The organism is Polynucleobacter finlandensis, assembly GCF_018881755.1.
Classification (GTDB): Bacteria; Pseudomonadota; Gammaproteobacteria; order Burkholderiales; family Burkholderiaceae; genus Polynucleobacter; species Polynucleobacter finlandensis.
In genome coordinates this window covers 191,090-204,435 of the sequence record NZ_JACVPS010000003.1, presented here as the reverse complement: position 1 = coordinate 204,435, position 13,346 = coordinate 191,090, and the positions used below count along the sequence as shown (strand labels likewise).

The following is a 13,346-nucleotide window of genomic DNA, read 5'->3' as shown; positions in this document are numbered from 1 at the left end:
TCCTTAGCTGAATAATCGACTTGCGGTGGAAGAGCCAGCAGCAACGCCACTCTTCTCAAGATTGGCGTACAAGGCATCCAAATGCTGACGAATACTGACTACTGCAGCTTCCGTGAGATTAATACCATTGTCATCAACCAAGCGTCCATGAACTGATTGAGCAATCTCAATACCTTCGCCCAACATTCTCTCGAAGGGGCGTTGCTCATGGTCAACCAAAGGAACTTCTAAGAGTAATGTCAGTTGGCTTACTGGAGCACTAGGATCTACATCGGCGCTATTAAAAAGTAATTGATCATTTCCAAAGAAATCAAACTGTCTGCCATTGGAGGCTAGCCGAAATCCTCTCTGCAGCATCAGAGCCTGCAGAGCCGACCACGAAAGTTTCTCATCGAACAGCACATTAATACTTAATTGGATATCACTCTCTGCGGCCATAGCGTCCAACTCTTTTGCACCCTCAAGCATCGTATTAACACTTGGCATATCAATCTGTGAGCCCAAAGTTTCGGCAAGTGCTTGTGCGCGTGAGCAAAAGTCGGATAGCTCTAAGACACCTATGGGTCCGATACGACTTGCTAATTGAATAGCTAATTGCAATTCGGCATAAGAAGCTTCTTCACGCAACTCTTCCCAGTCTTCCGCGGCGTCTATATCTGCATTCAAGCCTTCGCACATCCACTTTGCAGTGGATTGTCCGTCCAGATCAGACCACGCATTGATTTCATCTAAGATTTCAGCACCACTAATTGGCTCATCGAAACGCAAGGTAATCACGCAGTCAATCCGAGGATCAATGGCATGCTTTTGCGCTGGCGCAATCGTTGGCATCAAAGATTCCGAGAAACCGGGCTCTGTTCGCGCTTGAGTATCTGAGGAAGAGGCCCCACCAAAACTTGGCTCTCGAACAAAATGCTCATCTAGAGAGAAATTGCTTTGCTCTCTTCCTTTGCGACGAGCGCGTGCATATTTAAAATTCAGAATAGCAACTGCTATTAAAATCAGTAAACCAATCACAGCAAGCGCAAATTGCAACTCAGACAAACCTAGGATTGTCATGATTTGCTCTAGTGACACTTAAGCAGCCTCCACCATCGATACAGCAGAAGAAATATCCACCGCCACAATTCGGGAAACACCCTGCTCTTGCATCGTGACACCAATTAACTGATGGGCTATTTCCATAGTGATCTTGTTATGAGAGATAAACAAAAACTGCGTCTTATCTGACATTTTGGCGACTAGCTGGGCATAGCGCAAGGTATTTGCATCATCCAATGGTGCGTCGACCTCGTCCAAGAGGCAGAACGGTGCAGGATTGAGGAGGAATAGAGAGAACACTAAGGCAATCGCAGTCAACGCCTTCTCACCACCAGAAAGCAGGTAAATAGAGCTATTTTTCTTACCTGGAGGTTGTGCCATCACTTGAACGCCAGCATCCAAAATCTCTTCGCCAGTCATTACCAATTCAGCATGGCCACCGCCAAATAACTCAGGGAACAATTTACCGAAATGCATATTCACTTGGTCAAAGGTACCCTGTAACAAGTCACGAGTCTCGGCATCAATCTTGGCAATCGCATCCGTCAGAGTCTGCATTGCTTCATTCAAGTCAGCAGACTGAGCATCTAAGAATTGCTTACGTTCACGTGAGCTTGACAACTCATCCAGCGCAGCCATATTGACGGGACCAAGCGACTGAATCTCTGCACTCAGACGATTCACTTCAGTTTGCAAGGCGCCTACTTTGAGATCAACACTAAAGTTCGCTTCAAGCGCTATTAAGTCAGCTTCAGCATCAGATAGCAAAGTTGCAAACTGCTCGAAGTTCAAACGAGCAGCCTGCTCACGCAGTTGGAGGTCAACTACTTTGTCACGCATCGGCTGCAAGCTACGCTCAATTTGCATGCGTGCCTCATCGGCCTCGCGCAGTTGATGCAATAAGGCATCCTGCTCGGTACGCGCATTGGCTAAAGCAGCCTCACGTGCACTACGAGCAAGCAATAGGCCCTGTAATTTATCTTGCGCCTCTTCATCACTGAGAGTTTCAAGTTCTTGCTCAGCGAGAGCATGTTTATCTTGAATCTCCATGATCTGGGTGCGCGCGGTGCTTTGATCACGTTGTAAATCAGCAATACGTTGCTGCAAAGAACGGGTTGCAAACGCAGCTTCTTGCGCTGACATTTCAGCAACACGTAAGGACTCACGTAAACGATCTCTCTCTTGTGTTGCAAGTTCGAGCTTCTCTTGAGCAACTGCCAGACCTTCTTGTAGCCCTTGTTTTGATTCCTCAGATTGAAGTAGTTCAGATGAGGATTGCTCGTGAGTAATGGCCAACTGCTCCATTTGCCCACTTAACTCAGTTAATTCACCTTGAATTTGCGCAGCTCGCTGACTATATTGCTCTTCGGCCTGAGTCAGCTGCATTCTTTCAACTTCAAAACCATGTGCTTCTTGCACGGCATGCTCTGCATTGATGCGAGTCTGCTCGGCAGTTTGGTGAGCAGCCTGGTAATTGGCAATGCATTGATCTAGTTCACCTTGCAACTCACTCTGAATTAACCGCTGTGCCCGCAATTGCTTTTCGAGACCTTCCATCTCTTGAGCGCGCGCCAACATTCCTGCTTGTTCAGAATCGGCGGCATATAACTGCACGCCAACACGACTAACCAAATGGCCCTGCTGTGTAACAAGTGCACCACCTGCTGGTAACTTTTCACGACGATGCAAAGCATCCTCAAGGCTATCAGCTATATAAATGTTATCGAGCCATTCTTGTAAAACCGCGGAGACTCTTGGTGCCCCTGCACTCTGCACTCTACTTAATAGTGGAGTGAAATCCGCCGGCACGGCAGTATGCGCAGGAGAAATCTCTTCAGTCAATAAGATTGCCAAACGACTTGGCGGTGCGTCATTCGCTAAAGCTAAAGTTTCTTGAACATTCTTTGCGGTAACTGCTGCAAGACGTTCGCGTAAAACAGATTCCAAAGCAGCTTCCCAGCCACTCTCAACCTTTAATTCTTGCCAGAGACGCTTGCTCTCTTTGAGGCCCTTACTTTCAAGCCACGGGCCAATTTTTCCTTGAGCCTGCACACTAGCTTGCAAGGCAGTCAATGCAGTTAACTTCGCTTCTGTTTGTGCTAAATCCTGGTTAGCCACTTGAATTTTTTGTTGAGCTGTATTCCGCGCTTCATCTGCAGCCGGTACGCGTTGCTGAGCTTCACCAGCGCGCTGTCTAGATTCTTCTACTTTGCGTTGCGCCATCGAATGCCGATCCAAGGCCATCTGTAATGCCTCTGCATCTGGCTTGCGCATTCCAGCCAACTCACCATTAAGACGCGCTTCGCGCCCTTTTAATTCTTCTAACTGTGCAACGATAGCTCTGGTGCGCTCACCTAAACTGGCTAAACGTTGCTCGATAGTGGCCAAGCTTTCGCGCGCCTCATTTAACGTTCTTGCGCTAACTTGATAAGCCTCTTCATGGCCAGGCATTTGATCTTTTATGCCATTGAGGTCTACCAATAAAGACTGCTCTTTTTCAGAAGCAATGCTGAGCTCATGCTCTGCAGTGCGTTGAGCTTGTGCAGCATCCGTTTCTTGTACTGTCCAGCGCTGCAACTGTGCGTGTAAATCTTGGGTTTGTTGTTGCAGGCGTTGACGCGCTTCTTGCACATAATGAATCTGGGACTCAACCTGACTCACATCAGAGTTGGTTTGGTACAAATCACCTTGCGCCTCTGAAACTTTATCTTGTAATGCGTACTGCTGTGTCCGCATCGTCTCGAGCTCAGTTTCGGCATGACGCAATTTTGCTGTCTGCTCTTCCAGGTTTACTTGGGTCTCACGGATACCATTGGCATGACGCTCTTGCTCTTTACCAGACTCGGTTTGACGCACAAACCAGAGTAACTGCTGTTGAGACTTCATTTCAGTAGAAAGCTCTGCATGACGCTCAGCAACCGTTGCCTGCTTTTCTAGGCGTGTTAGTTGTTGATCGAGCTCGCGAAGAATATCTTCAACGCGTACTAAGTTCTCTCGCGTATCCTCGAGGCGTGATGCAGTCTCCTTGCGACGCTCTTTATATTTAGAAACGCCGGCCGCCTCTTCCAAAAACACACGTAGTTCTTCTGGCTTGGCTTCCAAGATGCGATTGATCGTACCTTGACCAATAATGGCGTAGCCTCTTGGACCCATACCGGTACCCAAGAAAATATCTTGAATATCTTTACGGCGCACTACTTGGTTGTTGACGTAATAGCTAGAGTTACCGTCGCGAGTTAAAACACGCTTTACTGCCAATTCGGTAAATGCGCTCCACTGACCCTGTGCACGACCATCCGCATTATCAAAAATTAGCTCAACACTAGCGCGACCTGATGGCTTGCGCAAACCCGAGCCATTAAAAATCACGTCTTGCATGGATTCGCCGCGTAATTCGCTGGCGCGAGACTCACCCAAAACCCAACGGACGGCGTCAATGATGTTCGACTTTCCGCAACCATTAGGGCCCACAACACCGATCAATTGACCTGGCATTTCAAAATGGGTTGGATCGACGAAAGACTTAAAGCCGGAAAGTTTGATGGATTTCAGTTGCACGGCGTACTTTATAGGGTAAAAAAGGGGTTCAAATAAGGGGGTAAAAATTAAGACTAAAGTGGGAAGATGATAGCAAGCTTAAAGCTTCTCGCACGGCTTTTTGCCCCATCGATATAATGATAAATCTACCTTCAGGGTCAAAACCCCTTAACAATCTGATAGTTAACTGAAAAGCATGAGCAAATCACCACAAAGCATCATCGAACAAGCCTGGGAAAACCGCGCAAACCTCTCACCTGAGTCTGCTCCTACTGAGATCCGTAACGCGGTTGCCGCCGTCCTAGAGGGCCTTAATGCGGGGAATATCCGCGTTGCCGAGCGCCTTAGCGTTGGCAAGTGGGAAGTAAATCAATGGGTTAAGAAGGCCGTCCTGCTTTCTTTCCGCCTTGAAGACAATAAACCAATGGGTGCTGGTGGCTATACCCAGTTCTACGACAAGGTTCCAAGCAAGTTCGAAAACTACACTGCTGAAGACTTTGCCAAGGGTGGCTTCCGCGTTGTACCACCAGCAATGGCTCGCCGCGGCTCATTTATTGGCAAAAACGCTGTTTTAATGCCCTCTTACGTCAATATTGGTGCTTATGTAGGTGAAGGCACCATGGTTGATACCTGGGCCACAGTAGGCTCTTGTGCCCAAATCGGCAAAAACGTGCACCTATCTGGCGGAGTTGGTATTGGTGGTGTTTTGGAGCCGATTCAGGCTGGCCCAGTCATTATTGAAGATAACTGCTTCATCGGCGCACGCTCCGAAGTGGTTGAGGGCGTAATCATCGAAGAGAACGCCGTGCTGTCCATGGGTGTCTATATTGGTCAAAGCACCAAGATTTATGACCGTGAAACTGGTGAAGTGCACTATGGCCGCGTTCCTGCTGGCTCAGTTGTGGTTCCTGGTTCAATACCTTCCGCTTGTGGCAAGTACAGCTTATATGCGGCAATCATCGTAAAAAAGGTTGATGCTCAAACCAGAGCCAAAACCGCCATCAACGAATTACTCCGCGATTAAGTCGAGCATCAGATAACAATATGAGTGCCACTCTTGATCTAACAGAAGCCCTTATCGCCTGCCGTTCAGTGACGCCTGCCGATGGTGGGTGCCAGGATTTAATTGCTAAGCGACTTCAAGAGATTGGCTTTCATACTGAAAGTATCGTTAGTGGTCCGGAGAGTTTCCAGGTCACCAATCTTTGGGCAATCAAACAAGGTGCAGCTGGCGATCAGGGCAAAGTCTTAATGTTTGCCGGCCATACCGATGTGGTGCCAACCGGTCCACTCGACAAGTGGGACAGTGATCCATTTACACCCACCATTCGTGATGGCTTGTTATATGGTCGCGGCGCTGCTGATATGAAAACCTCTCTCGCTGGTTTTGTTGTGGCTACCGAAGAGTTTGTTATTACCCACCCTAATCACGCTGGCTCTATTGCCTTCCTGATCACTAGTGATGAAGAGGGGCCAGCAAATGATGGCACCGTCATCATGTGTGAGCGCTTGCAAAAGCATGGGCAACGCCTGGACTATTGCGTGATTGGCGAACCCACTTCGGTAGATAACATCGGCGACATGATTAAGAATGGTCGTCGCGGATCACTCTCAGGCAAGTTGAGGGTCAAAGGTATTCAGGCGCATATCGCCTACCCCCATCTTGGTAAAAATCCAATTCATATCACTGCTCCTGCGATCCAGCAATTGGTTGAAACCGAATGGGATCAAGGCAATGAATACTTCCAGCCCACCAGTTTCCAAATCTCCAATATTCATTCTGGCACAGGCGCGAACAATGTGATTCCTAATGAGTTGGTAGTGGATTTCAATTTCCGCTTCTCCACTGAGAGTAAACCTGAGCAATTACGCGAGCGCCTTGAACACATCCTCAAGTCCAACAATCTCGATTTTGAAATCGATTGGGTTTTGGGTGGTAGTCCATTTATCACTGGCAATGGTGAGCTAGCAAATGCCTTGCGCAATGCGATCAAAGCAGAAACCCAAATTGATACAGAGCTCTCTACTACTGGTGGCACAAGCGATGGCCGCTTTATTGCTAAGATTTGCAAAGAGGTTGTAGAGTTCGGCCCTCTCAATGCCACAAGTCATAAGATTAATGAGTGTGTCATTGTTGACGATATAGAGCCTCTTAAAAATATTTACCGCAAGACCCTTGAGCAGCTGATCGCTTAATTCAATAATCCAAACAAGTCATCATGGACCCTGAGCCTTCTCAAGCAGTCACCTTAAATCAGTGCATCGATCAAGTTGCACAAAGACTAGAGACGGCAGACTTGCATTATGGCCATGGCGCCATTGATGCCCAAAGCGAAGCGCTGTGGATTGCCAGCAAACAACTAGAGATCAGCCCAGCGGATGCGCTTGATCAGCTAGATCAAACCATTACACCCGATCAATATCAAAATGCCTTACAAGTTGCGCAGACTCGCATCGAGAGTCGAAAACCCTTAGCCTACATATTGGGCGAAGCCTGGCTAATGGGTGTGCCTTTTTTCTGTAGCGAACAAAGTATTGTGCCCCGCTCCTGGATTGCAGAACTCATTGTTAATGGCTCACTAGAAACTTGGTTGCCAGCCGATGGCAATGCATTGGATCTCTGTACAGGCAACGGCTCATTAGCAATCCTATTGGCACTATCTTGTCCTGATATCCATGTAACAGCATGTGACATTAGTATGCCGGCGCTTTCAGTAGCCTCACGTAATCTCGATCGCCACGGCTTGAGCAATCAAGTGGAATTGCTAAGCGGCGATCTATGGGATGCGCTAGAAGAGCCTAATGACGACAATCGTTTTGATTTAATTGTCTGCAACCCGCCTTACGTCAACTCAAGCTCTATGAATTCTCTGCCCGCTGAATATCATGCAGAGCCTGCCCTTGCTTTAGCTGGTGGTAATGACGGGATGGATTTAATCAGACGCATTATTGCAGCAGCGCCAGACTACCTCACAGACAGAGGTGCTATTCTGATTGAAATCGGCAATGAATATGAGCACTTCAAAAAAGCTTTTCCTCAAATACCAGCAATTTGGATGGAAGTATCAGCTGGCGAAGAGCAAGTGCTTTTAATTCAGGCGGAAGATCTGCGCTAGGTACTGAAGCAATAAGCTGAATTAGCTCAGCTCCGCAGCAGCAGCGATTGCCTGATCAATTCTCTCGACCGGTATCACTCGCAACCCAGGAATCTTCGCCTTAGGCATATTCGCCTTTGGAATAATGGCGACAGTAAAGCCAAGCTTTGCAGCCTCTTTAAGTCGCTCTTGACCGCGTGGGCATGGACGAATTTCTCCAGCCAATCCAACCTCACCAAACACAATCAACTCTTTTGGCAAAGCGCGATTGCGAATTGATGACTGAATTGCTAGGAGTACAGCCAAGTCTGCAGCTGGCTCAGAAATCTTGACGCCACCCACTGCATTTAAAAAGACATCCTGATCAAAACAAGCCACTCCAGCATGACGATGCAATACCGCTAGGAGCATAGCAAGCCTGGCCTGCTCTAAGCCGACAGCCAACCTTCTAGGGTTAGGAATATGCGCTGTATCTACTAGCGCCTGAATCTCCACCAACAAGGGGCGACTACCCTCTTGGGTTACTAAGACACAAGCGCCAGGCACCATCTCAGCATGTTGCGAGAGGAAGATCGCCGAAGGATTAGCAACGCCTCGTAAACCTTTTTCTGTCATGGCAAAAACGCCAAGTTCATTTACTGCACCAAAGCGATTCTTAATCGAACGCACTAAACGGAATGAAGAATGGGTGTCACCTTCAAAGTAAAGAACAGTATCAACAATATGCTCGAGAACTCGTGGTCCAGCGAGGTGGCCATCCTTGGTGACATGGCCCACCATCAATACGCAAATGCCGCTAGACTTAGCAGCCCTCGTTAATTGAGCAGCACATTCCCTTACCTGTGCAACCGAACCAGGCGCAGAACTGAGCACCTCTGAATATAAAGTCTGAATAGAATCGACTACCAAGACCTGAGGCTTGACCGTATCCATGATGGATAGCAATTTTTCTAACTGGATTTCTGCAAGAACTTCAAGTTGGGGAGCATCAAGCGCAATTCGTTTAGCTCGAAGCGCAATCTGCGCAGCAGACTCTTCGCCGCTGCTATAGAGCACGTCCATGCCAGCAGCACTCATCTCGGCACAGGCCTGCAATAACAAGGTTGACTTACCAATCCCGGGATCGCCGCCTAATAAAACAACGCCACCAGGAACCAAGCCACCACCCAGCACTCGATCAAACTCTTCAACGCCAGTACTAAATCTTGGCAAGTCTTCTGCAGTAATCGCGGAAAGCTTTTGTCTTGGCAGGGATTGCGCTAAGCCCTGAAAACGAGAATTGGAACTGACCTCAGGCAAACCCTCTTCCAAGGTATTCCATGCCTGACATGACGGGCATTGGCCCTGCCACTTGGCAGATGTACCGCCGCATGACTGACAGATATAAACCGTTTTAACCTTAGCCAAAGTATTGCCCTTTTGTATTGCCTCTTGATATCAGCCGAGATTAATCGAGCTGTGTGCCTGCTTTGTTTTCTTGTGCGCGCTTAGGCGCATCCTGACGGCGCTGCTCTCTATCGGCTGCACGAGTTGCTGCATCCTTTTGCTTTTCGTCATATTCACGTTGATTAGCAGTGCGCTCAGCAGCCTTTTCTGGAGCTGCACGCTCAGCAGCTCGCTTAGCGTCGCGCTGATCCTTCAGGCTCTCACGCAATTTACGCTGAACCTCATGCAACTCCACTTCTTGCGCCCTAATAGGATCAATCTCTTTACGGTAATCAGCCCTAGCACTACCTAAGCAGTAATTAACCCAATAGTTTTGATAGCAGTCTGATGAAGCCTTTTCCCAGCGATATTTTGCCCAGTCACGCTGAACCTCGAGCTCATTCTCAATCTTATCGAGTTGCTCTAATTGATCTTCTTCAGCAGGAGTGGCTAAAGCCACGCCACTCAAGGAACAGACGAACAACAATATCCCAATGAATATTTTTGAGCGGAGAGAGCTAATGACTCTCAAATCTCTACTTTCGCACCTAACTCAACCAAGCGGTTGGCCGGAATCTTAAAGAAGTCTGATTGACGACCCGCATTTTGGTACATCCAACAGAACAGGCGCTCACGCCACAAAGCCATCCCTGGAATCTCAGTGGAAACAATCGTGTCACGTGACAAGAAGAATGAAGTATTCATTAAGTCGAACTGAAGACCTGAGGATTTTTCAATCAACTCAATAATCTTACCCATATCTGGCGTTTCATTAAAGCCATAAACAGCCCGAACAACGTAAATATTGTTACCAAGATCTCGTAGCGTAATACGCTCTTCGTCTTTTACATAAGGCACATCCCAAATGCTGACCTTTAAGAAAAATACTCGCTCATGAAGAACATGGTTGTGCTTTAAGTTATGCAAGAAAGAAACTGGTAAGTAATCAACGTGCGCAGTCAAGAAAATAGCGGTGCCCTCTACACGGTGAGGAGGATTCATCATCAAGACATCGATGAAACCTTTGAGCTCAATACCCTCTTCAACTGCACGCCGGCGCAATAGTTGGCGACCTTGATACCAAGTCATCAGCAGTAAGAAACAAGCGGCACCAAGTAATAATGGGAACCAGCCACCCTCCATAATTTTGAGTAAGTTGGCAGTTAAAAATGCTAAGTCAACAATCAAGAATGCACTGATAACCAATGTCACCAATAAAGTACTCCAACGCCACACTACTCGCATCACAATTGCTGCCAAGAAAGTGGTCACAATCATCGTAGTTGTCACAGCAATGCCATAGGCAGCAGCCAAATTTTCTGATTTCTTAAACGCTAGAACGACAGCAACAACCAAAATTAATAAAGTCCAATTGACCAAAGGCATGTAGATCTGACCAATCTCACGATCAGATGTGTGACGTACTTTCATGCGCGGAACAAAGCCAAGAAGGATGGCCTGACTCGTCATTGAGAAAGCGCCTGAGATGACTGCCTGAGATGCAATTACCGTAGCAAGGGTGGCAAGAATCACTAAAGGAAATACAAAACCTTCAGGAACCATCAAGAAGAATGGGTTGGTAATGGCCTCAGGATGACTGAGGAACATCGCGCCTTGACCAAAATAATTGAGGATTAAACAAGGCATAACAATGAAGAACCAGCCCATTCGGATTGGTCTGGCACCGAAATGACCCATATCAGCATATAAAGCCTCAGCACCCGTCAAAACAAGGAATACAGCGCCAAGCACAATAAAACCTTGGAGCGCATGCTCATCCATAAAATGAATGGCGTACATTGGATTGATAGCTTCAAATATTGCAGGGTTCTGAACCACCTGGTGCAAGCCCATCAGGCCAATCACTGCAAACCAAACCAGCATGACTGGTCCGAATAATTTTCCAACAACATCAGTGCCTGTTTTTTGAATAACAAACAAGATCACCAAAATAAAAATGGTTACGGGTATGACGTAGCGAGTGAAGTCTGGCGAAATCACTTCCATACCTTCTACAGCCGATAGCACTGATATAGCTGGCGTAATAATGGCATCACCATAAAACATACAGGCCCCAAAAACTCCTGCCATGATGATTAACAATGATCGCTTAGAGCCTGCTGGAGCAGTACGAAGAGCCAAAGCCATCAGAGCCAAAATGCCGCCCTCACCATGGTTATTGGCGCGCATCACAAACAAAACATACTTCAAAGAAACTACGATTGCGAAAGCCCAGAAAACCATGGAGATAACGCCGTAGACAGCATCTGTAGAGAACGGAATGCCATGCTCCGGACTGAAGCACTCTTTCAATGCATATAAGGGACTCGTCCCAATATCGCCAAACACAACCCCAATAGCAGCGAGCATCAAAGTGAAAGATGCGCCTTTTCGATGACCTGGATCTTGTCGAGAAATCTCTACAGGTCTTAGTAGTGAAGAATCTGAAAATTCTGGGTTACTAACTGACATCAATAAGCCTTGTATACATGTTGCGTGGCAATATGTTACTCCTTATGCAGGCTGTCTGAAGCCTCTAATTATTGCTAAAAAACGCTCTATTTATGCACCAATTAAAGGTAAACCTCGACAGAGGGGTCCTAAAAATGGTAGAATCTCAGCTTCAGACGCGGGGTGGAGCAGTCTGGCAGCTCGTCGGGCTCATAACCCGAAGGTCGTAGGTTCAAATCCTGCCCCCGCAACCAGTATTACAGCTCTAAGCCCTTATTTAATAAGGGCTTTTTGCTTATTAGGCGCATCATTCTAGCGTGCGCCCAATCGACCCCCATCATTAGATGACCATTTTCCACAAAAGGATAGTGCTCAGAGCGGAAATCAAAAAAAACAGTAAGATAACTTATAAAATTTATAAGTGAATGTCATATGAAATATTTACTCAGTCTAGTGATTTTGCTGGGATTGGCCGCATGTTCGAAGAATCCAAATAACTTCAGCCTTCAATGCTATGGCCAGCAATCACTTGCTGTTGATAACCAATTAACCGAATCAAAAGATACGGTACGTAAATATCAATTTCAAAATCAATCCATACCCGATCACTTGTGTACCACCGCTGAAAAGGTAATCCAATGTTCACGAATCAAGGATGAAGGTGATTCCAGCATCAATCACTACATGATTCTTAATCGTAGCTTGGGCGCCCTCTACGAGACAACGATCACTACGCAAAAAATTAAGGGTGGTGAGAAGAAAACCAAGGAGATCTTCCAAGGGAAGTGTGAATCGCCGATCTTTAGCTAAAACCGTAACTCCATTTAATCAACTAGGGCCGGCCTTTTATTTCACTTATCGGCTACGCCTTAACGTTTTCCTTTAAAAAGTAAGTGCAGGCTGTAGTGGGGTGTACGGATCAGCCGACTGGGTCTCAAGGGCTTCAGCCTCTTCTTCCCCTTGAGGTTGTCGATAGAATTTTGAGCCTCTGAAATCTTGCGGTCCCCGTGTTTGTCCGTCAATCTCATTCACAGAAATTGCCGGTGAAATCGGCTGAGAATTAAATTGCTGCAATTGCTCCTTGGTGTACGGAGAGTAGGTAGTAGCTTGAGCAAAGACATTGAGGGAACTTAAATACAGGCAACCCGCAATCAAGAAAATGCTAAATCGTTTTAGTTTAATCATGAGCTCGGTTCCATTAATTGATATAGACTAAGCCATAAGAGCTAAGTGGGCAATAAATGCAGATCTATTCTCCCCAGCTTTTTTAGCTTTGGCATCCAATCTTGCCAAGACTCTTTTTGGAAGGGTGATATTGATTCTCTCGATGTCATCAGATAAAAGTGCGGGATCAATCTCCACGATTGCCCAAGTCCAGCCTTTAAATTCTTTTCGTTTTTGTAACTCTCTTAAAGAACTAGGTTTTGGTATTTGCTGATTCTCATCTAGTGCGACTTCTATCCATAGTTCTATAGCCTCCTTAGCGTTATCGATGGCTTCATCCATTCCACGATCAGCTGCTGAGAAGCAGCCTGGCAAATCTGGAACGATGACGCCCCAGGCATCTTTTTGACTTCCCGGCTCAATTGCGATTGGATATTTCATTTCCATCCTTCCTTTATCCCTGCTTGTTTAAATATCGCTCGTAACAATCCTATAGGCATATCTTTTCTAGGATGAGTCACAACAATATGTCCTAGCTTTATTGGGTGCACATAAACATGGTGCGACCCACGTATCCCCCGCAAATCCCATCCGTCCGCAATTAACTTTTCAACGACTTTTCGGCTATGCATT

General features: G+C 46.8%; 12 protein-coding genes and 1 tRNA gene. 5 read left to right on the top strand and 8 right to left on the bottom strand.

The genetic code is table 11. From position 1 onward, the window contains the following. Window positions 1-3 precede the first annotated feature (3 nt). Window positions 4-1,059: a cell division protein ZipA C-terminal FtsZ-binding domain-containing protein gene (locus ICN49_RS03260; protein ID WP_216165735.1), complete on the bottom strand. Its 1,056-nt coding sequence runs from the start codon at window positions 1,057-1,059 to the stop codon at window positions 4-6. A gap of 18 nt (window positions 1,060-1,077) precedes the next feature. Continuing rightward, window positions 1,078-4,599, bottom strand: a complete 3,522-nt coding sequence (smc, locus tag ICN49_RS03255; protein ID WP_216165734.1) for a chromosome segregation protein SMC — start codon at window positions 4,597-4,599, stop codon at window positions 1,078-1,080. Between the two features lie 175 nt (window positions 4,600-4,774). Here smc and dapD point away from each other — a divergent pair, with 175 nt between their 5' ends. Genes dapD through prmB form a run of 3 tightly spaced genes read left to right on the top strand, consistent with a single transcriptional unit; the run spans window position 4,775 to window position 7,694 of the window. Further along, entirely contained in the window at window positions 4,775-5,602 is an 828-nt protein-coding gene (gene dapD, locus ICN49_RS03250; RefSeq protein WP_216165733.1) for a 2,3,4,5-tetrahydropyridine-2,6-dicarboxylate N-succinyltransferase, read from the top strand. A gap of 20 nt (window positions 5,603-5,622) precedes the next feature. After that, window positions 5,623-6,774, top strand: a complete 1,152-nt coding sequence (gene dapE, locus ICN49_RS03245) for a succinyl-diaminopimelate desuccinylase (protein WP_216165732.1) — start codon at window positions 5,623-5,625, stop codon at window positions 6,772-6,774. A gap of 23 nt (window positions 6,775-6,797) precedes the next feature. Further along, window positions 6,798-7,694: a 50S ribosomal protein L3 N(5)-glutamine methyltransferase gene (gene prmB / locus ICN49_RS03240; RefSeq protein ID WP_216165731.1), complete on the top strand. Its 897-nt coding sequence runs from the start codon at window positions 6,798-6,800 to the stop codon at window positions 7,692-7,694. Window positions 7,695-7,715: 21 nt separating this feature from the next. On the opposite strand, the gene radA is transcribed toward prmB, so the two are convergent. The 3 genes from radA to ICN49_RS03225 are packed head-to-tail and all read right to left on the bottom strand — an operon-like array spanning window position 7,716 to window position 11,468. Beyond that, a complete protein-coding gene (gene radA / locus ICN49_RS03235) occupies window positions 7,716-9,080 on the bottom strand; it encodes a DNA repair protein RadA (protein WP_216165730.1) in 1,365 nt (454 codons plus the stop codon). 40 nt (window positions 9,081-9,120) lie between these two features. Beyond that, complete coding sequence (locus tag ICN49_RS03230; RefSeq protein WP_216165729.1) at window positions 9,121-9,630, bottom strand: hypothetical protein; 510 nt, start codon at window positions 9,628-9,630, stop codon at window positions 9,121-9,123. Next, window positions 9,627-11,468 (bottom strand): potassium transporter Kup, encoded by a 1,842-nt coding sequence (locus ICN49_RS03225; protein ID WP_255535383.1) that lies wholly within the window; start codon window positions 11,466-11,468, stop codon window positions 9,627-9,629. The genes ICN49_RS03230 and ICN49_RS03225 overlap by 4 nt, the downstream gene beginning before the upstream one ends. A gap of 258 nt (window positions 11,469-11,726) precedes the next feature. On the opposite strand from ICN49_RS03225, the gene ICN49_RS03220 reads away from it, so the two are divergent. Further along, a tRNA-Met gene (locus ICN49_RS03220) sits at window positions 11,727-11,803 on the top strand. 178 nt (window positions 11,804-11,981) lie between these two features. Next, window positions 11,982-12,359, top strand: coding sequence for a hypothetical protein (locus ICN49_RS03215; RefSeq protein WP_216165725.1), 378 nt, complete (start codon window positions 11,982-11,984; stop codon window positions 12,357-12,359). A 72-nt stretch (window positions 12,360-12,431) separates the two neighbouring features. Here the strand turns inward: ICN49_RS03215 and ICN49_RS03210 are convergent, their stop codons facing one another. Genes ICN49_RS03210 through ICN49_RS03200 form a run of 3 tightly spaced genes read right to left on the bottom strand, consistent with a single transcriptional unit; the run spans window position 12,432 to window position 13,345 of the window. Next, window positions 12,432-12,734: a hypothetical protein gene (locus ICN49_RS03210; RefSeq protein ID WP_255535376.1), complete on the bottom strand. Its 303-nt coding sequence runs from the start codon at window positions 12,732-12,734 to the stop codon at window positions 12,432-12,434. A gap of 27 nt (window positions 12,735-12,761) precedes the next feature. After that, window positions 12,762-13,154, bottom strand: a complete 393-nt coding sequence (locus ICN49_RS03205) for a type II toxin-antitoxin system HicB family antitoxin (RefSeq protein WP_216165723.1) — start codon at window positions 13,152-13,154, stop codon at window positions 12,762-12,764. Continuing rightward, on the bottom strand, window positions 13,151-13,345 hold the full coding sequence (locus tag ICN49_RS03200) for a type II toxin-antitoxin system HicA family toxin (protein ID WP_216165721.1): 195 nt from the start codon (window positions 13,343-13,345) through the stop codon (window positions 13,151-13,153). The genes ICN49_RS03205 and ICN49_RS03200 overlap by 4 nt, the downstream gene beginning before the upstream one ends. Between the last annotated feature and the right edge of the window lies 1 nt (window position 13,346).

What these genes read in the sequence shown, in the direction of transcription:
- ICN49_RS03260 (WP_216165735.1), bottom strand. Translation starts at nt 1,059, where the DNA reads ATGACAATCCTAGGTTTGTCTGAGTTGCAATTTGCGCTTGCTGTGATT.
- dapD (WP_216165733.1), top strand. Translation starts at nt 4,775, where the DNA reads ATGAGCAAATCACCACAAAGCATCATCGAACAAGCCTGGGAAAACCGC.
- dapE (WP_216165732.1), top strand. Translation starts at nt 5,623, where the DNA reads ATGAGTGCCACTCTTGATCTAACAGAAGCCCTTATCGCCTGCCGTTCA.
- prmB (WP_216165731.1), top strand. Translation starts at nt 6,798, where the DNA reads ATGGACCCTGAGCCTTCTCAAGCAGTCACCTTAAATCAGTGCATCGAT.
- ICN49_RS03225 (WP_255535383.1), bottom strand. Translation starts at nt 11,468, where the DNA reads ATGCTCGCTGCTATTGGGGTTGTGTTTGGCGATATTGGGACGAGTCCC.
- ICN49_RS03215 (WP_216165725.1), top strand. Translation starts at nt 11,982, where the DNA reads ATGAAATATTTACTCAGTCTAGTGATTTTGCTGGGATTGGCCGCATGT.
- ICN49_RS03210 (WP_255535376.1), bottom strand. Translation starts at nt 12,734, where the DNA reads ATGATTAAACTAAAACGATTTAGCATTTTCTTGATTGCGGGTTGCCTG.
- ICN49_RS03205 (WP_216165723.1), bottom strand. Translation starts at nt 13,154, where the DNA reads ATGAAATATCCAATCGCAATTGAGCCGGGAAGTCAAAAAGATGCCTGG.
- ICN49_RS03200 (WP_216165721.1), bottom strand. Translation starts at nt 13,345, where the DNA reads ATGCATAGCCGAAAAGTCGTTGAAAAGTTAATTGCGGACGGATGGGAT.